Here is an 18,716-nt window from a genome sequence, read left to right on the forward strand (position 1 = left end):
AAACCACTTAACATACTATTTAAAACGATTATAAATTTTGAAATTCAACACCATACCTGATCTTTCCATAGTTAAGTTTTACTAATTTAACAATTGTCAAATAATTATTTTTAAAACAATTTGTATGTCAAGAGTAAAAGTTTCATCGAAAGTGCATGAGCTTGCTGATTTGGCTAGCAAGATCATCGCTAAAAACACCACAGATGGTGAATCAAGTCTTCTTAAAGATTTTCCAAACTTTGCTTCTTTACAAACACGATTGGCTAAAATGCAGGAATATGAGCAAAAAGCTGATGAAGCGAATCGTTTGAAAGAAGAAATGAATGAGCAGAAAAACAAAGAAGCAAAAGCGGTAAGAAAAGATATTATTCAAATCCGTAACCTTCTAAAGGCTCATTACCCGGAAGATTTAAAGAAATTGGGTGGTTGGGGTTTCACAGTTGACGAAACGACTAAAGCAAAAATTGAAGAGCCTGCTTAAACCACCACACTTTTGAAAAAAGGATCATTGCAAACGCAATGATCTTTTTTTTTATCACGAGTACGTGTAGTGCAATAGTTAATTGTCTAATGAATGAGGGTAGGTAATATTGCAATAAAAACATTAAATTCATCACCAATATATGCCTACTTGATATATGAATTGAAAATAAAGGGAATTACAAGCGCGATATCGATGACACAAAGCTCTACCAACTATTCTATAGAATTACTTACAGAAAAAAGAATTGAGGAACTGTTTAAAGAACACTATGCGGTTTTAACGGTCTATGCCAATAAATTTCTTTCCGATTTGGATGATGCACGGGAAATTGTCCAAAATGTATTTGTTCAGTTAATTGACCACAAAGACACGGTTAAGATTCACACCTCGGCAAAAGCACATTTGTATACCTCTGTTCGGAATGCATGTTTAAATGCAATCAAACAAAAAAACACACATGCCAAGCATCATGAGAATATCAAGTACTTGAACTCGGATATTGGAATGGGTGTTGACAAAATTTTGGAGCAAACCGAATTAGAGTATGAATTGTATCAAGCCATTGATGAATTGCCTGAACAATGTCAGCGTATTTTTAAAATGAATCGTTTTGATGGTTTCACCAACCAGGAAATTGCCGATCAGTTAGGCATATCGAAACGAACTGTAGAAACACAAATCAGTAAAGCATTAAAAACCTTACGAAATAAAATAGGACCAATGCTTGCTAGCCTGCTGATTTTATGGCTCATGGAAAAAATGTGATTTTTTTTCAAATTTAAATACGTGTGAGGATATTCTTACTTGTCTTACTATTAGAAAAGCGAAAATGAACAAGAACAAACAACATATCGACGAGCAAATATTATTAAGCATTTTAAATCAAAAGGCTTCGGAACAAGATGCAGAAACATTCGAAAAGTGGATGGCATCACATCCGGAAAACAAAGCTGTTTTTGACAAAATGCGTAAGATTTGGGAAAAGAGTTCTGAAATTGAGGTATTCGATAAAATTGATGTAGCAGCTGACTGGAAATTGGTAAAATCGAAAAGCGGAGCATCGGTTAAATCAAGAAAACTTAAAGTTTTCATGCGTTATGCAGCTTCAATTGTGCTATTAATGGGCTTGAGTTTTGTGTTGCTTTACCAAACCACTCCTGGGTTTGGAAAATTGGCTCAGCAGAAAACTGAAATAAACAAAGATCAGGTTCTTTTGGCTGATGGAACGCAAGTTTATTTGAATGAGAGAAGCCGATTGGTATATCCAAACCAATTTGGTAGTAAAAAACGAAATGTAAAATTGGAAGGTGAAGCTTACTTTCAGGTAAAATCAGATCCATCCAAACCATTTATAATCACTTCTGGAAATGCGATAATTGAAGTACTTGGTACCGCCTTTAATGTTCGCAACGATGAGTATGGAAGAACCATAGTAACCGTTCAATCTGGAAAAGTAAGTTTAACCGATCAGAAAACTAAAAAAGTGGTTTATCTGACCAAAGGTGAAAAGGGAATTTTGCACGATTCCAACCTTACCGAGTCAGAAAATGATGAACCAAATTTTGATGCCTGGAAAACTGGAATTCTAAGATTTAATAAAACACCAATACCTGTAGTTTTTAAATACATTGAAGACTATTATGGGGTGAAAATTACGAACAGGTGCGAAAGAATAGATACGCTGACTTTTAACAGCATATTCGACAATGATGATATCAAGGATGTGATATCGGAACTGGAGTTGCACCTGAATGTAAAAACAGTAAAAAGGGGCAAGCATCTCATTGTTTCGGAAAGAAATAATTAAATCTAATAGAAATTAACAATGAAACGAACATGAATTTTAGCATTCTAAAATACACACATTAGAATGGTTAAATTCATCGAGAGTTCCATCTAGCAAAAAAAATTAAACAGATGAAAAATAAAATAGCACTGGTATCATTCATCTTATTACTAAGCGTTTCGTTTGCAAAAGCACAGAAAACGGTAGTTAAAGCCAATATGCTTAGTCCATTGGTACGTACAGGATCATTTTTTGTAGAACATCAATTAAACGATAATAGCAGTTTACAATTGGGATTACTTTACACAGGTAAAACCTGGGATGATACAAAAATTCGAGGCTGGGGAGTTACACCTGAATACAGATTCTACCTTTCTGATTCACCTGCTCCGGAAGGTTTCTTTGTTGCACCTTATGCACGATACCTAAACTTTAAGCTAGAAAATGATGCCAATGATGAAGCTAAAATGAAAGGATTGGGAGCTGGTTTAATTATTGGTCAGCAATACATTTTTAAAGAGAGAGTAAGCTTTGAATGGTTCTTTGGTCCGGGTTACACCAATATTGATTTGGATGTAGAATCAGGTGTTGAAGATGACTTTGATACTGGTAGCTGGGATGGTTTTACTTTACGAGCAGGAATCACATTAGGGATCGCATTTTAAAAAATCACAAAACGTATTGAAATAAAGAAATATTTACTCGATAATTTGAGTGAAAGGCTCAACTTGTGTCTAAAAATTAATTAACCTATTAACAATAATAACAAATAAATAAACATGAAAAGATTATTAATTATTGCAGCAATTGCATTCGGATTTTTCTCAACTTCAAATGCTCAAAAAGTAGAATATAAAGTGATTACATCTGTAGAGTCAATCGTTCCTATGGGAATTGGTCGTTCAAGAATCATTGAGGAGAAAGATCCTATTGAAGCTGCAAATTTCACCACAGAAAGAACCGATGGTAAAAAAAGCAAACAAAAAGCGGTGAAAAGATCGGATGCAAAAGTGAACCTTTTCTCGGAAACCAAATTGTTAAACTTTTACAGTATTGCAGGTATCAACTTCCAGAATATTGCTTCTAATGATGCATTGTTGTCATCGAAAATTAACAAACTTACCAACGATGGGTGGGAATTAGCTTTTGTTGCCAGTGGTGTTGAAAGTGATAGCGGTAAAGGTGATGGTAAAGGAATTTTCATTACCAGATATATCTTTAAGAGGTTGAATAATAATTAATATCTTCCCTCTCGCCTATTGAAATTATAATATATTCAAATAAAATGCATTAAATTGGAAGCCTTATGGGCTTCCTTTTGTTGTTTATAATGACAATAATTATTTTTACGGCCTTAACCAATCACATCCTATAGTTCATGGTAAAATTTATTTTTACTTTTTCTTTATTGCTCTGTTTTCTATCGGCCTATTGTCAGAATATCAATCTGCAACAAGAAATTGGCCTTCCTAAAAGTAGTTATCAATTATCCAAACTGCTGGAAGAAATTACTAATCAAACCAATGCCCAGTTTAGTTTTACCAGTGAATTAAACATCAATAAAAAGGTTCAATTATCCGATTCAGTTGCCTCTGTTAGAGATATTCTAAATCAGTCAATCAATCTAAAGAATTTTAAAATTCAGGCAAAAGGCAATAAAATTTTCATTATCTCAATTCCACCCTACGATAGAAAATACAGAATCAGTGGATACATTAGCGATGCTAAATCTGGTGAAGTATTGATCAATGCAACAGTTGCAAACCTGAGTAACTTCACAGGTACCGTTAGCAATAATTTTGGTTTCTACAGTTTGAGTTTAAAAAACAAAACACACCTTTTACAGTTTTCTTTTGTGGGTTACAAAGAGGTACTACTAGATGTTGAGCTGGAAAGAGATACTACCATTAATATATCTTTAGAACCCAAAACCATTCTTCAGGAAGTAAAAGTAACTGCAAACGAAAGAGCCAATAACATTAACCATTTGTTTGTTAGCACGAATAGCTTTCAGGCGAAAACCATGCAACAAACAGGTGTTTTTGGTGAAAATGATTTGTTCCAAAACTTGAAACATTTACCTGGTGTACAGAACAGCAACGAAGGTTTAGGAGGCTTGAATATTAGGAATGGTTCACCTGATCAAAACCTTATTTTATTAGATGATGTTCCTGTTTATTATTCTTCGCATTTAATGGGCTTATATTCTGTTTTTAATCAGGACGCCATCAACCAGGTAAAGCTGGTTAAAGGTGGTTTTCCTGCTCATTATGGTGGTCGTGTATCTTCGGTTTTAGACATTCGAATGAAAGATGGAAACACCAAGAAGCTAGAAGGAAGCTATAGCTTGGGATTGCTTACTGCAAAATTCAATTTGAATGGACCAATTAAAAAAGATAAAACCACATTCAACCTTTCTATTCGAAGAACTTATCTTGATCTGTTGATTAACGGAACGCTTGATTTATCTGGCAGTGATGATAATATTGGTTACTATTTTGGTGATTTGAACTGGAAAATTGTGCACCGATTTTCTCAACGCGATAAATTATACTTCAGCACTTATTGGGGAGGTGATTTGGCTAGTGTAAAAAGCTCTGAAGATATTTCTGCAAACATCCGAGAAAAAGTTAGATATAAACTAGGTTGGGGGAATTTCACCAACTCACTGCGCTGGAATCATGTATATAACAATCACTTGTTTGGTAACACAACTCTGATATTAAGTAGGTATACCTTTTTGCTGAAAGAAAAGAGAAGTGAAAAAGCCAATGATTCAGATTACATGGAAAACTATAATCATGAATTTAAATCTGGCATTCGTGATTTCTCACTTAAAACAGAGTTTGATTTTATACCTGATTACAAACATTATTTGAAATTTGGATTGGAAGCTTCACTGCATCACACAAAACCGGGTAGCGAGTTTATTAAAAATACCAGCGATAACAATTCCGAAATTTCAACTGATGAATTGATCAAATCAAAAGAAGTTAACCTATATGGTGAGGCTCAAATTAGATTTGGCAAAAAATTATTGGTTAATATGGGTACTCGCTGGAGCAGTTTCATTGTGGATAACACCTACTACTCAACAATTGAACCTAGGTTAAACACACAATATTTCCTTACTCCAAAATGGTCATTTACTGGAAGTTTCTCTCAAATGACACAGTATCTTCATTTGGTAAGAACCAGCACCTTAAGTTTACCAACTGATTTATGGTTTCCGGTAACCGAAAAGATTAAGCCGATCGATTCTTTTCAGTATACTGCTGGAACACATTATTCTTTTAACGAATCAGTAAAGTTAAACATCGAAATTTATCACAAACTAAGTCGTAACCTATTGGATTTGAAAGAAACATCATATTTTCAAGATGTTAACTCTAATTGGGAAAATATGGTTGAAAGTGGCAAAGGATGGAGCAAAGGATTGGAAATTGAGTTGAACAAAAACCTGGGTAAAACAAACGGAAACATTGCCTATACCCTATCTCAATCAAAAGTTAGGTTTAAAGGCATCAATAATGGTAAAGCTTATGATTCGCCTTATGATCGACGTCACAATTTTTCGATACAAATCAATCAGTTCATTAGCAAAAAATCCAAGTTTTCTGCATTCTGGACATATGGAACAGGGCTTCCTGCAACATTATCAACATCCAAAATTGCAGCCATATCTCCCTATGATCCTTCTTCATTTGAGACTAAAACTGTTTACACAGAAAGAAATTCCTACAGACTTCCTGACTATCATCGTTTAGATTTATCAATTAGCTTTATGAAGAAGAAGAAACATGGAACAAGGTCCTGGGATATAAGTATCTATAATTTTTACAATAGAAAAAACACCAGTTATATGTATGTATCTTCTGATAACAATACATCTAATACCCCTAAATTGAAAAAAATAAATCTGTTCTCATTCATACCTAGTGTTAGCTATTCCTATAAATTTTAATCCTTTAAACATGAATTATTTTAAACTATTAACCTGTTTATTTTTATTGTTACTTCTTGCTTCATGTGAAGAGGAGGAAGAGCTTCCACAAACAAAATCAGATCCTATCACATCTATTAACTCGCTAATTGGAGTAGATAGTTTAATTAAGCTTAATTTATCGAAGAGTATTGGATCACCTGTTGAAATCCAATACATCTCTGATGCAAAAATTACCGCATATAAAAATGATAAGGAATTAGGTGAATTGGTTTATCGAGAAAATGGCACTTATGAACTCCCAAATCAATACATGGAAAGCGAAACGGAATATGAAATTACGATTACACATCCAAGTTTCAATACAATAACAACAAATACTATTACTCCAGAAAAAATCCTAATTAATGACATTAAGATTTTGAATGAGGCATCAGAAGGCAAAACCACCTTTGAATTAAAATTTACTGATGATGCTTCGAAAAGCAATTACTATATGTTACTTGTAAAAGGCATATCAAATAATAACTCGAATGTGATTCAATATTATAGCAATGATATTGTGTTCGAAGGAAATTTGAATGTAAATGATAATGGATTCGAACAAAATATGCTTCGCGGTAGCCGAAGTTTTTCCGATGAAAACTTTGAAAGTTCACAAGTTGAGATTTCATTTTATATTCTGGCTAACGATTTCTTTGTGGACTATCAAGAATATAAAATTGAATTGTATCACCTAAACGAAGATTATTTCAATTACGAAAGATCCTTTGTATCTCTTGAAAACAAAGGCGACATTCCTTTTTCAAATAAAACAAATCTCTATTCCAATGTCGAAGGTGCATTTGGAATTTTTACAAGTTACGCTCTGGATTATAAAATTGTACCTAAACAATAATTAAATGACATTGAGGGTTATATTAAAAATTGATCTATTTTTATTGAACCAAAATTAAACTCATTTCAATGTCAAAATACCTTCCTCTCTTAATAATATTAATTCTAAGCATAACCAACCCAATATTTGGACAAGAAAATTTCAAATGGGTAACTGTAAAAAAAGGTGAAGGATTCAATGCTTTTTTATATCGGAATCAACTTACTCCAGCAAAACATAGCGCTCAATTCAAAGCCTTAAATAAAGGACGATTTACAAAAGGTGGTCATTTAATTGCGGGTAAAAAATACAAAGTTCCATTGCGCTATTCGGTCCATTCTGTTCCACTTCTTGGAAAAGAACACGCAAACGTAAAACAAGTCGATAATTCATTGGAAGGTGCAGTGATTCATTTGGTCGCTGGCCATGGTGGTCCTGACCCTGGTGCTGTAGGTAAGGTATCGGGCAATAAAATTTGTGAAGATGAGTATGCTTACGATATTGTATTAAGATTGGGTAAAGAACTCATATCGCATGGTGCAAAGGTGCATTTCATTATTAGAGATGCAAATGATGGAATTCGAGATGCCGCTTTTCTAAAGCCAGATAAAGATGAAAAATGCTATCCTTCACAGGTAATTCCAAGAAAACAAACACCACGATTAAGACAAAGAGCAGCTGCGGTAAACATACTAGCCAGAAAAGAAAAACCAGGAACATATCAACGCTTAATTGTTTTGCATCTTGATTCCAGAAGTAAAAGAAACCGAACTGATGTATACTTTTATCATCACGCCAATAGTACAAAGGGAAAAAAACTTGCATTAACCCTTCAAAAAAAGATGAAAACCAAATATGCGAAATATCAACCAAATCGAAAATATACAGGAACCGTTGGTACAAGAAGGTTATACATGCTGAAAACCACTACGCCTCCATCGGTGTTAGTAGAGCTTGGGAATATTAACAATTACAGGGATCAGATTAGATTTACCAAAACTGACAACAGGCAAGCTTTGGCAAAATGGCTTTGCGAAGGAATTATAGATGATTATAAGGGACAAAAGAAAAAGTAAGAAAAGAAAAGAGTTTTGTTTTTAATCATTTATATAATTTCTAAGCGTAACACTTATGTGTAAATTTCAAAACTACTGGTTCAACACTATTGTGGAAATCTTCATACGATAACATGATTAATTCGGTATGAGTTCCAGCATTGAATACGATATCATCATCTTCTACTAAACTTTCTGACACATAAACTTCCAAGTTATAAAGATTTCCAAAAGGAGGCATAGCTCCTACTTCGCACTGAGGGAATATATCTTTAAACTCCTGTTCGTGGGCTAATTCAACTTTTTTACAACCTAACATTTGCTTTAACAAATCAAAATCGATTAAATAAGATGCTGGTAACACAGCCATTGCCATTCTACCATCTATTTTAATCATTACCGTCTTTGCAAGCATTTTCCCGGGAATGTGGGCCGATGCCGCAATCTGTTGAGCTGTATAAGCTGAAGAATGCCGAATCGTAACATATTTTATCTGTCTTTCATCTAAAAATTGCTTTAACTTACGGATAGGCATAGCGTTCTAGTTCTATGGTTTAAAATTTGCAATCTGCATAAGGCTTTATCACCTTTAATCGATCAAGCCGATTGAGTTTTATTCCTTTTCTTTTCTCACTTTCACCCCATTTTATAAGTTCTAGAGGGAACTAATAAAATACAAAAAAAAAAGGTGGAAGTAAAGGGTAAAAAGTTTTAAATAAAGAATCTAGATAAATCAGTTAAGTGTTAAAAAATTAAAAAAAGAGAGCTTTCTACGAAAATTATCGTACTAATATTTTGTAATACGAAAACTTTCGTATAATTTTATCTACGAAATTAATCGTATAACGGAATTCACCACAAAATGCCAAAGAAGATTAAGCCAACCGAAGCAGAATTAGAAATTTTGCAAGTATTATGGACTTATGGTCCGTCGACAGTACGTTTTGTAAACGAAAAATTAAAAACTGGTAGAGATGTTGGATACACAACAACTCTAAAGGTAATGCAAATCATGACGGAAAAAAATATGCTTCGAAGAGAAAAAAGCTCTCGAACTCATATTTATGAGGCTATTGTGGAAGAAAGAGAAACCAAAAATCTTCTCATCGATAAATTCATATCTACCCTATTCAATGGATCAACATCGGGAATGGTGTTGCAAGCCCTTGGTAATAAAAAATGCAGTACCGAAGAGCTAAATAAAATTCGTAATTTAATTGATGATATCGAGTCATCACAAAAGTCTGGATCCCATGAATAGTTTTAGTATATACGAATTGATTGATGCTTTGGGCTGGGCCTTACTGCACTCAGTATGGCAAATTGTGATTTTTGGACTCATCACTTGGGTTCTGTTTCGATTTATATCAAAAGACAATGCTAAACTAAGATATGGTGTGGCCAGCTTGGCTTTGGCATTTATATTTGTAAGTTTTGCCATTACATTTTTTCATTATCTCCCATTATCAAATAATAGCAATGGTTCCGATTTGAGTTTAAGTCCCGAACTATTATTATATCTCCTCAATAATAGTCCTGAAACTTTAAATCAGTTTAGTTTTGAAAATTTACACATTGACCAATACTTTCCAATAATGGTAAACATTTGGATTATTGGTGTTTGCATTCTTTCTTGTCACATGACATTCAATTATTTACAAACCATTAAATTGCGCAAACATCTCACCTATCCTGTTTCGAAACAAACGCAAAACATTGCTGAAAAGCTCATTCAAAAAATCAACCTAAAACAAAAAATTACAATATTGGAGTCTGGCTATGTTCAAACTCCATCACTTGTAGGATATTTTAAACCAGTGGTTTTATTGCCGGTTAGTATGCTAAGCGGAATACCTGAAAATCAATTGGAAATTATTATAGCACACGAGTTGGCGCACATCAAGCGTCACGATTATTTATTTCAATTTATTCAAGGCATAATAGAGTTGTTATTTTTCTATCATCCTGTTGTTTGGTGGCTATCTTCTGTGGTTAATACCGAGAGAGAACACATTTGTGACGATCTGGCGGTAAAGGTTTGTGGTGAATCCTTAACCCTAATTAAAGCATTAAATAATATGGAAGCAATTAGAAAAAAAAGATTCGAACTGGTATTGGGATTATCAGGTAAAAAGGATAATCTTTTTAATCGAGTACAACGAATTGTAAGACCAAAAACATCGGCTAAAAAGACGAACAAAATCGTTTTTAGTGGATTATTTGTTTTTCTACTTAGCGGATTAATCTTGATTTCGAATTTTGCTATTTCAGGCAATGCATTAACTGGCAAACAGTTCTTTTCGAAGATTAATGTTATCGATCAAAATCAACAAAATGGTTCTGATGCCATGCTACTTGCACCTGATAAACAAAAAAAGAAATCTAAAAAGAGTAAAAAAGCGAATGAGAAACTTGAATTAAAAGAAGCTGCTGAAGTAGAATCAGAAATTGAAAATGTAGTTGAAGTGGCTCCTGAAGTAGAGCTGGAAGATGTAATGGAAGTTGCTCCTGAAGTGGAAGTAGAACCTGTTGCTGAAGTGGATCATGAAGTGGAAGCACCAATGGATTTTGATGTTGATTTTGACTTTCCTCAAGATTCTTTAAAATCTAAAAAATACTTACAGAAAAAGGTAAATGAAATAATTAAGGAGCAAAAGATTGAATTAGAAAAAGCAGCTAAGGAACTAGAAGAAGTCAAAGTAGAAATGAACTTTGATGAAATGCGCTTAGAGATGGAAAATGCTCTGAAAGATTTGGATGTTGAGCAGATTAAAAAAGAAATGCAAGAACAACAAGCCGAATTAAGGCAAGAGCTTGAAGAGTTAACAAGTCAGAATTTAGTGAAGCAGCTTGAATTGGAAAAGGAACTTCAGAAAGAAGAACTGAGTAAAGAGCTGAAAGAAATTGAGTCTGACAAGAAGCTTAATGAAAAAGAAAAAGCTGAAATTAAGAAAAGTATTCAGGAAACAATTGAAAGAGTTAATTCCAAAGAATTTAAAGAGCAATTGAAGCAAAGCATAGAAAAATCACAAAAATCGCTTCAAGAGCATCTAAAAAAAATGGAATCAGGAGAATTTGAAAAACAACTTCAAAAACAAAGAGAATCCCTAAAAATGCAAATTGAAAAGTTCAACTCTCCAAAATACCAGAAGGAACTTCAAGAGAAATTACAAAGAAGCAAGGAAAGCATTCAAAAGCATTTGGAAAAGCTAAATACTCCTGAGTATAGAAAAGAACTTGAAGAGCAAATTGAACAAGAAAAAAATAAGAAGAATCATTCCATTCGAATTAAGAATTTCCCTGAAGCTGATAATTTACTAATTGTTCTTGATGGGAAAATAATTGATAAAAACACTTTTAACTCTTTAGACCCAAATACTATTCATTCAATTAGTGTATTAAAAGATCAAACAGCAACAGAATTATATGGTGAAAAGGCATTAAACGGTGCCCTTATTATTAGTACCATTGAAAACAAAAGAAAATCATCTCATTTGGTGCGAGTAAAAGGAGTTTCAAACAATAAAAACCCACTAATCATTTTAGACGGTAAATCCATGGAATATGAGAAATTTAAGAAGCTAGATTCCAACAGTTTTAAAAGCATAACCATATTAAAAGACGCATCCGCAATAGCTCTATATGGAAAAGCTGCTGAAAATGGTGTTATTGTTGTTACAAGTAAAGGTGAAGCTGAAGAAATGTCCAATCAATTTCGTTTAGAAAACTTTTCTGGAAAAGATGCACCATTATTCATGGTTGACGGAAAAAAGACAAATGCTAAAGCAATAAATAAGCTATCGCCAGATGATATTGAAAGTATAACAGTTTTAAAAGATAAGACTGCTTTAGAAAAGTATGGACGAAAAGCAAAAAATGGTGTTGTTGAAATTCATTTAAAGAAGTAACAAATATTATTGTAATAGTATAAAAAAGGATCACCTTAAAGTGATCCTTTTTTTTATAGGATACTCTGATTTGCAAGCAGAACAACAAATTCGTAACTTAATGATGAGAAAATAAAAATTTGCAATCATGCTTCTAATTCTGGTAATATTATCATGTTATATCCTTATTAGAATTGTTTCAATATTCAGCAATTATCTAAAAGCATTTTCTAAAAACGAACACTTTCGTTTTGCATTTGGTATTGCTGCAATCATAGTTGGTGCATTACATATTATGTTTCCAACTTTTTTTAGTCACCTATTCTCAACCATTTTTAAATCGACCTATACTGCTACAAGCATTTCTGGATTCATTCAAATCATTTGTGGAGTTGGCTTATTAATCAGGCGAGTATACAAGGAAGCTGCCATATTACTAATGATTCTTCTGGCGCTATTCATACCATTAAGCATTTTTATGATGATGGATTACATTCCTGGACCATTGGGACCAGAATATGAACCAATTCTTGGATATGCTAGAATTTTATCATTCCCTTTATTGATATGGATTTTATTTAAAGTATGTGATATGTCTCCAAGAAAGGGTCTGCAAACAGATCGGTTTAAGCACGATATCTAAACAATTACGAACCTAAAACTTAAAATATGAGCTACTATATTAAACGAAGTACAAACTTTGGCTTCGATGAAGCCATTGAGAGAGTTATAAAAGCTGTGCAAACAGAAGGTTTTGGAATCTTAACAGACATTGATGTTAAAGCAACTTTGAAAGAAAAAATCAATGTTGATTTTAAAAGGTATAGAATTCTTGGGGCTTGTAATCCAACATTTGCTTACAAAGCATTTCAGGTTGAAGATCAAATTGGAATAATGATGCCATGCAATATTACTGTTATCGAACAAGACAATGGTCATGTAGATATTTCAATCATGGATCCAACGGCAGCTTTTAATGTAATTGAAAACGAAGACTTACAACCATTTGCGATAGAACTAAAAAAGAAACTTGAACGTTGTCTTACTTATCTTGATAATTAATTTACTAATCCTTTTAACTATGAAATCTTTTCTGATCTTTATCATTTTAGTAATGTACATTCCTAACTCTTTGGTTGCACAAGAAGGAAACAAAACTATGGATCCTACTCGACAGTTTGACTTTTGGGTTGGAGAGTGGGATGTTTATACCGAAGAAAATTTAGTTGGTAAGAATACAATTGTCTTTCTGCAGAACAAAAATGTGATTCAAGAAAATTGGATTTCGGAGAAGGAAAATTTCACGGGTACCAGTTATAGTTTCTACAATCCTAAAACAGCCAAATGGAATCAAATATGGATTGACAAGAATGGGAACAATCTTCTTCTTACAGGAACATTTTCTGAAGGTAAAATGGTTCTTTCTAGTGGTTTGGACTCTAATATGGGTGAGCCAAACTCTTTGCACAGAATAACATGGACACAACTAACAAATGGCAATGTAAAACAAATTTGGGAATCAACTACAGATAATGGGAAAAGTTGGAATATTCAATTTCAAGGGATTTATAAGAAATCAAATCCTTAAATTAAGATTGATTAATACTGATTTCCATCTATATCAACCATAGGTACAAACCTTACAGGTATAACATTTCGTTGTACCACTTTGCCTTTCTTCTTTTCCAGAAGAACCAATTTCTTCACATGTTTTAAACCAACGGGAATCACAAGCTTACCACCTTCAGCCAACTGATCAATCAAAGCTTGTGGTATTTTTGTTGGTGAACAGGTTACAATAATGCCATCGAAAGGAGCTTTTTCCGGCCAGCCCACATATCCATCTCCAAATCGGGTATTAACATTTGCGTAGTTTAAAGAATCCAATACAAAAGCTGCTCTTTTCTGCAAAGGCTTCACTATTTCTATACTATAAACCTCCCCTCCTAACTCTCCAAGTACAGCAGCCTGATAACCTGATCCTGTTCCTATTTCCAAAAGCTTCTCTCCATTTTTCACCTCTAACAGTTGAGACATCAATCCAACAATATATGGTTGTGAAATGGTTTGCCCATGTCCGATTGGAAGTGGACGATCCTGATAAGCATACTTCTTCAGATAATTAGGTACAAACAAATGTCGTTCTACTATTTGCATGGCTTTAATTACATCTGGGTCGTTTATTCCCCGGGATTTTATCTGCTCAGCCACCATTTTAAACCGTTTCTCTTTAAAATCCATATTCTGAACATTTTGTCTCACAGGAATAACAATACCAGCAATGAGTAATCCTAAACCGTATATTAAACCAAAGTTCATAATTATACCATTTTGATATTGAAATAAACCTTATTGATTGTATACTATAAATTTACGACTTTATCACTGCTCTGCGAAATATCTAGCTATACATCTTTTTATTGCAGATATACCCATAAGAACATTTATTTTATTAAATTCACAATTACCTTTATCTCTTTACTAAAGCTTTATAATATGAAAAAGTTTGCAATTCTATCAATCTGTTTTCTTGTTTCAATAAGACTATTCGCGCAACAATTCAATTTTGTGGATTTTTCTCAAAATATATCGGCAGAAAACATTAAAAATGATGTTTATGAATTAGCATCGGAGAAAATGCAAGGCAGAGAAACAGCTACAGAAGGTCAAAAACTAGCTGCTATATACATTTACAAACAGTTCAAAAAGGCTGGATTAATTAGCTATCAAATGCAATCAGATAGTTTGAGTTACTTTCAAAATTTTTCTTTGTACAATAAAACATCGCCACAAATAAAGCTCTCAATTAATGGACATAAACTTAAAGCTTATGAAGATTTTATAATATCTGGATATTCCAATTTAAACAAAACAAACTTGGAATTAGAGTTCATAGGCATGGCACAAGACAGTGTTTATAAAAATAAAGATTTCTCAAAGAAAGCAGTGCTATTTTTAACTCCTAATTTATATGCCGGTCCTGTTAAGGCTATTGATATTATGAAGAAAACAAATGCAAAAATTGTTTTCTATTCAAATCCTAACAATCCGCATCAAATACATAGGATGATTCAAAATTATAAGAAGATCTCGAGCAAGAGACTTACACTTGATCCGGACAAATTTTCATCTAAAATCCCTATTGACTCAATCAAGAACAAAGAGATGTACCACAACATTAAGAGGATGCAAACCTCTTTTCAAGGACCAATTAGTGAAAAAATTGTGGCTAAAATTCTTAAAGTGAAAGTTAAAAATCTCAGAAAATTTATTGATGGCAATCCTCTCAAAATTAAGTCCAATCAAAAACTAAATATCGATATTCAATTAAAAAATGAGTACAATTCTAAATCCACCGAAAATGTTATTGCCTGTTTACCTGGTACAGATAAGATGGATGAATACATTGTATTATCCGCTCATTACGATCATATTGGGATGAATGGACAAAAGATATATCTCGGCGCCAATGATAATGCCTCAGGAACAGCAGCTTTGATGGAGATTGCCCGAAATTTGAAAAAAGCCCTGGATGCTGGTTTACAACTAAAACGTAGTATTCTATTTGCCGCATTTACCGGAGAAGAAAAGGGATTATTGGGATCAAAATACTTTGTAGAGTCACAAACTTTTCCACACAGCAGCATCAAAAGCAATTTAAATATTGATATGCTAGGCAGACAGGATAATCGCCACAATGATACTAATTTTATATATCTACTTGGAACAAATGATTTAAATCCAAAGCTTAAAACAATTACTGATAGTCTTAACAACCTATATCCGAAATTAGAATTGGATTATTCATACGATACCTCTGATAACTTCCTATATTCAGCATCTGATCAAGCATCATTTGTAAAAAGAAACATACCTGCAATCTTTTATTTTAACGGATTACACAATGATTACCACAAAACCACCGATACTCCGGATAAAATAGATTATGAAGCCATAAAAAAGGTAAGTAGTTTAATTTTTCTTACTGCAATAGAATTGGCTAATCAAGAGTAAATTAGAAGCATTTAAATCAAGTTATTAAAACTAATTTTTCAAAAAGATTATTAAAACTTAAACAAAAAGAAAACATAAATTCATTTTTTACGTAAGTTTGTAATGTTCATTGTGAATTCTATAAGCATACAATTATGAATATCAAAAATTCCTGCCAATATTTTAGTATTGCGCTATTATTCATGGGAATAATATCTTGTTCGGAAAACGACAAACACACTGGTTTTATCGATCCGAATGAAGAATTATTAGTTGGTTTAAGTGAAGTTGAAGGCTACGATCATACTTACAATTACGATTTTAACATATTGAAAGAAAGAGAAAGTGTTGACTACTATATTCCTGTAAGTATTAGTCAAGCTTTAAACAGAATTCCTGCCGAAATGAGAAATAAAATCAATCTTGTTTCTCCTTCAGAATTGCCTTTTGAAGTTCATACTCAGAAAGCAAATATTGTTACCTCATGGAATGACAAAAATCAACTCGTATTTCAAATTCAAATTTCATATCTGGAGAATGATGAAAGTTATGCGGCCAATTTTAAAGATTTCTTTACTATTTCAGTAACTCAACATCCAAACAATCCTTTTGATACAATGACTGAAGTGGAATTGGAAACTTTGAAAGAAGATCTGGAAAAAAGAAAATATCAGAACTTAAAATTAACCGATACAGATACTTTATACTATTTGCCTAAATCGGATGATAATATGTGGCCCCGAATGTTTGACTATTACAAATATGTAGAAGCAGACAAAAGAATTTATAAAGAATCGACAGGATCGTACCAATATTACGCTTGGTACAATGGTTTGATCTACAAAATAGGGTTTAATATGGATGTTAGTGCTGTAGATGCTGAAGCTTTGGTAAAAGAAATAATACTAGCCAGCTAGAAATATAATATTCCCAATGAATAAAAAAAGGACGGATAACCGTCCTTTTTTTATTTGCTTAAATCTTTCCTGCAACTAGCTGCTAATGCTTTATCTTCAATTGCCTTTTTTAAAAGTAATGGCTCTTTATCCGCCTGATAAAGCAATTGATATACATCACGAATTGACAAACTATTTTCGTTTCGTTCTTTCAATATCAGTTCATCACCTTTATTTATGGTTCCTTCACGTAAAACACGAATGTAAACACCAGGAAAACCCGCTGCAATAAACTCTTTTACCATAGTATCACATGAAAATCGATAATTCAGTTTAAAACATGGCTGTCTTGGTTGAGTAACTTGCACCAAACATTCACCTATCTCATACACATCACCAATTTTAACCTCTCCTTCGTCCAATTCCGAAATGCTTAGATTTTCACCAAACATTCCGTAATCCCATTCCAAATTAGGAAATCTATTCTTCCAAAATTCGTAATGCTTTACAGAATACCAATAACACGCCTTGTCTACTCCTCCATGATACCTTCTGTCCATAACAGAATCATCTTGAACATCCTCTTTGCCCAAATAAATTCCTTCATCAACCGGAAATTTATACATGCCGGTATTCACTACCTTTCCATGATAATTGATTTCTACCGATGTTCCTTTATTAGTCGACACTACTTTCATAGCAACTATTTTTTTATAGATCTTAAAATATATACTACCTCTTTTTTTAGACTCTCATAATCTTCTTGTCTGATATCAAGAATCATTTCTACACCAATTCCCTTTTGAATTGTATGAAAAACTACAACTGTATGTTTCTTCTTTTTATCATCACTATAAGAACCTAAATACCCCATTGAATTCTCTAATGAGAATAGCTCTTGCTCTTTTGCAATTACCTTATGAACATCAACACTTAACCTTCTTCTTTTGAAGGATGAATAATTTAGTAGAGTATTCTCTTCTCCAATATATTCTAATGACAAAATACAAGATGGAACCACTCCACTTTTTAATGTTTCATCGTCACCGCTCCTGGAAAAAACAAAGTTCATCAACTTCCCTTCCTTAAATTGATCTTCCAAACACCAATTTCCTTTTGGAAAACCGATATTGATATCCGGTCCTTCAATAAAAAAACTATTCCGATAGGTTTCTATTCCAATTACATCTCCATTTTCCGTCCAGTAAGTCCACTTTCCAAGTTTTTTACCATTTTTAAAACTTCCTTTCTGTGATAACCCGCCATTTGAATAATAATATGCAGCTGGACCGTTTAAAGTATCATTTTTAAAGTTTACCGATAAACTAGCCTTACCATTCGGATAATATTCAAGGTATAATCCATTGGCAAGGTTATTTTGTGCGATAAAATCACGCAATAATTTACCATCTTGTGCCCACAAACGAATATTTCCCTCCTGAATTCCTTTTTTATAAGAAAACTGTTTCTTCTTACTTCCATTGGGAAAATATTCAACACATTTTCCATCCTCAATTGCTGAGTTCTGAAAACCTTCTTCATATAATCTTTCCCACTCAATAAATTCGACTTTGGGCAAATAATCCGTTTCAGATAGCAATGCACCTGAAATTGTATAGTCTTTAACCTGGTATTTGCCTCCTGAAATAGGGTAAATAACACTATAAAATTTGGCATTAGCTTTTTCTATAGATAGCCAATTTTCATCGAAATAAACTGTTTTTTGTCCATAACCTATGGAGGAAAAAATAATCAAACTGAAGAGTAAAAGTAGATTTGGTTTCATAGTAATGTG

At 33.0% G+C, this 18,716-nt stretch carries 19 protein-coding genes; 15 read left to right on the forward strand and 4 right to left on the reverse strand.

The window, feature by feature from the left end:
- Window positions 1-124: 124 nt before the first annotated feature.
- The 8 genes from DF185_RS00910 to DF185_RS00945 all read left to right on the forward strand — a co-directional run bounded on the left by DF185_RS00910 (window position 125) and on the right by DF185_RS00945 (window position 8,166).
- A complete protein-coding gene (locus DF185_RS00910) occupies window positions 125-481 on the forward strand; it encodes a hypothetical protein (RefSeq protein ID WP_110358845.1) in 357 nt (118 codons plus the stop codon).
- A gap of 93 nt (window positions 482-574) precedes the next feature.
- Window positions 575-1,249: an RNA polymerase sigma-70 factor gene (locus DF185_RS00915; RefSeq protein WP_110358846.1), complete on the forward strand. Its 675-nt coding sequence runs from the start codon at window positions 575-577 to the stop codon at window positions 1,247-1,249.
- Between the two features lie 64 nt (window positions 1,250-1,313).
- The gene (locus DF185_RS00920; protein WP_110358847.1) at window positions 1,314-2,291 is read left to right on the forward strand and encodes a FecR family protein; all 978 of its coding nucleotides are present in this window, start codon (window positions 1,314-1,316) and stop codon (window positions 2,289-2,291) included.
- A gap of 110 nt (window positions 2,292-2,401) precedes the next feature.
- Window positions 2,402-2,935, forward strand: a complete 534-nt coding sequence (locus DF185_RS00925; protein WP_110358848.1) for a DUF3575 domain-containing protein — start codon at window positions 2,402-2,404, stop codon at window positions 2,933-2,935.
- Window positions 2,936-3,049: 114 nt separating this feature from the next.
- Complete coding sequence (locus DF185_RS00930; protein WP_110358849.1) at window positions 3,050-3,511, forward strand: hypothetical protein; 462 nt, start codon at window positions 3,050-3,052, stop codon at window positions 3,509-3,511.
- Window positions 3,512-3,648: 137 nt separating this feature from the next.
- Window positions 3,649-6,234, forward strand: coding sequence for a TonB-dependent receptor (locus DF185_RS00935; RefSeq protein ID WP_110358850.1), 2,586 nt, complete (start codon window positions 3,649-3,651; stop codon window positions 6,232-6,234).
- A gap of 10 nt (window positions 6,235-6,244) precedes the next feature.
- Window positions 6,245-7,111 carry a DUF4249 family protein gene (locus tag DF185_RS00940; protein WP_133249922.1) on the forward strand — a complete coding sequence of 289 codons (867 nt, stop codon included), beginning with the start codon at window positions 6,245-6,247 and terminating at the stop codon, window positions 7,109-7,111.
- Between the two features lie 68 nt (window positions 7,112-7,179).
- Entirely contained in the window at window positions 7,180-8,166 is a 987-nt protein-coding gene (locus DF185_RS00945; protein ID WP_207784540.1) for an N-acetylmuramoyl-L-alanine amidase family protein, read from the forward strand.
- 40 nt (window positions 8,167-8,206) lie between these two features.
- Here the strand turns inward: DF185_RS00945 and DF185_RS00950 are convergent, their stop codons facing one another.
- Window positions 8,207-8,680 carry an aminoacyl-tRNA deacylase gene (locus DF185_RS00950; RefSeq protein WP_110358853.1) on the reverse strand — a complete coding sequence of 158 codons (474 nt, stop codon included), beginning with the start codon at window positions 8,678-8,680 and terminating at the stop codon, window positions 8,207-8,209.
- A gap of 327 nt (window positions 8,681-9,007) precedes the next feature.
- Here DF185_RS00950 and DF185_RS00955 point away from each other — a divergent pair, with 327 nt between their 5' ends.
- The 5 genes from DF185_RS00955 to DF185_RS00975 all read left to right on the forward strand — a co-directional run bounded on the left by DF185_RS00955 (window position 9,008) and on the right by DF185_RS00975 (window position 13,620).
- Complete coding sequence (locus DF185_RS00955) at window positions 9,008-9,406, forward strand: BlaI/MecI/CopY family transcriptional regulator (protein WP_110358854.1); 399 nt, start codon at window positions 9,008-9,010, stop codon at window positions 9,404-9,406.
- Window positions 9,399-12,053, forward strand: coding sequence for a M56 family metallopeptidase (locus DF185_RS00960; RefSeq protein WP_165835904.1), 2,655 nt, complete (start codon window positions 9,399-9,401; stop codon window positions 12,051-12,053). Before DF185_RS00955 ends, DF185_RS00960 begins: the two co-directional genes overlap by 8 nt.
- 127 nt (window positions 12,054-12,180) lie before the next feature.
- Window positions 12,181-12,675 (forward strand): DoxX-related protein, encoded by a 495-nt coding sequence (locus DF185_RS00965; protein ID WP_110358856.1) that lies wholly within the window; start codon window positions 12,181-12,183, stop codon window positions 12,673-12,675.
- A gap of 26 nt (window positions 12,676-12,701) precedes the next feature.
- Window positions 12,702-13,094, forward strand: coding sequence for a DUF302 domain-containing protein (locus DF185_RS00970; RefSeq protein ID WP_110358857.1), 393 nt, complete (start codon window positions 12,702-12,704; stop codon window positions 13,092-13,094).
- A 19-nt stretch (window positions 13,095-13,113) separates the two neighbouring features.
- The gene (locus DF185_RS00975; protein WP_110358858.1) at window positions 13,114-13,620 is read left to right on the forward strand and encodes a hypothetical protein; all 507 of its coding nucleotides are present in this window, start codon (window positions 13,114-13,116) and stop codon (window positions 13,618-13,620) included.
- 11 nt (window positions 13,621-13,631) lie between these two features.
- Here the strand turns inward: DF185_RS00975 and DF185_RS00980 are convergent, their stop codons facing one another.
- Window positions 13,632-14,351 carry a protein-L-isoaspartate(D-aspartate) O-methyltransferase gene (locus DF185_RS00980; protein ID WP_110358859.1) on the reverse strand — a complete coding sequence of 240 codons (720 nt, stop codon included), beginning with the start codon at window positions 14,349-14,351 and terminating at the stop codon, window positions 13,632-13,634.
- 177 nt (window positions 14,352-14,528) lie between these two features.
- Here DF185_RS00980 and DF185_RS00985 point away from each other — a divergent pair, with 177 nt between their 5' ends.
- Both DF185_RS00985 and DF185_RS00990 read left to right on the forward strand, forming a co-directional pair.
- Complete coding sequence (locus DF185_RS00985) at window positions 14,529-16,046, forward strand: M28 family metallopeptidase (protein WP_110358860.1); 1,518 nt, start codon at window positions 14,529-14,531, stop codon at window positions 16,044-16,046.
- A 134-nt stretch (window positions 16,047-16,180) separates the two neighbouring features.
- On the forward strand, window positions 16,181-16,942 hold the full coding sequence (locus tag DF185_RS00990; RefSeq protein ID WP_133249923.1) for a hypothetical protein: 762 nt from the start codon (window positions 16,181-16,183) through the stop codon (window positions 16,940-16,942).
- A 50-nt stretch (window positions 16,943-16,992) separates the two neighbouring features.
- Here DF185_RS00990 and DF185_RS00995 read toward each other — a convergent pair whose 3' ends face one another.
- Window positions 16,993-17,619, reverse strand: coding sequence for an MOSC domain-containing protein (locus tag DF185_RS00995; protein ID WP_110358862.1), 627 nt, complete (start codon window positions 17,617-17,619; stop codon window positions 16,993-16,995).
- Window positions 17,620-17,624: 5 nt separating this feature from the next.
- The gene (locus tag DF185_RS01000) at window positions 17,625-18,707 is read right to left on the reverse strand and encodes a toxin-antitoxin system YwqK family antitoxin (RefSeq protein WP_110358863.1); all 1,083 of its coding nucleotides are present in this window, start codon (window positions 18,705-18,707) and stop codon (window positions 17,625-17,627) included.
- Between the last annotated feature and the right edge of the window lie 9 nt (window positions 18,708-18,716).

The sequence above is a fragment of the Marinifilum breve genome (assembly GCF_003202155.1).
Lineage (GTDB): Bacteria > Bacteroidota > Bacteroidia > Bacteroidales > Marinifilaceae > Marinifilum > Marinifilum breve.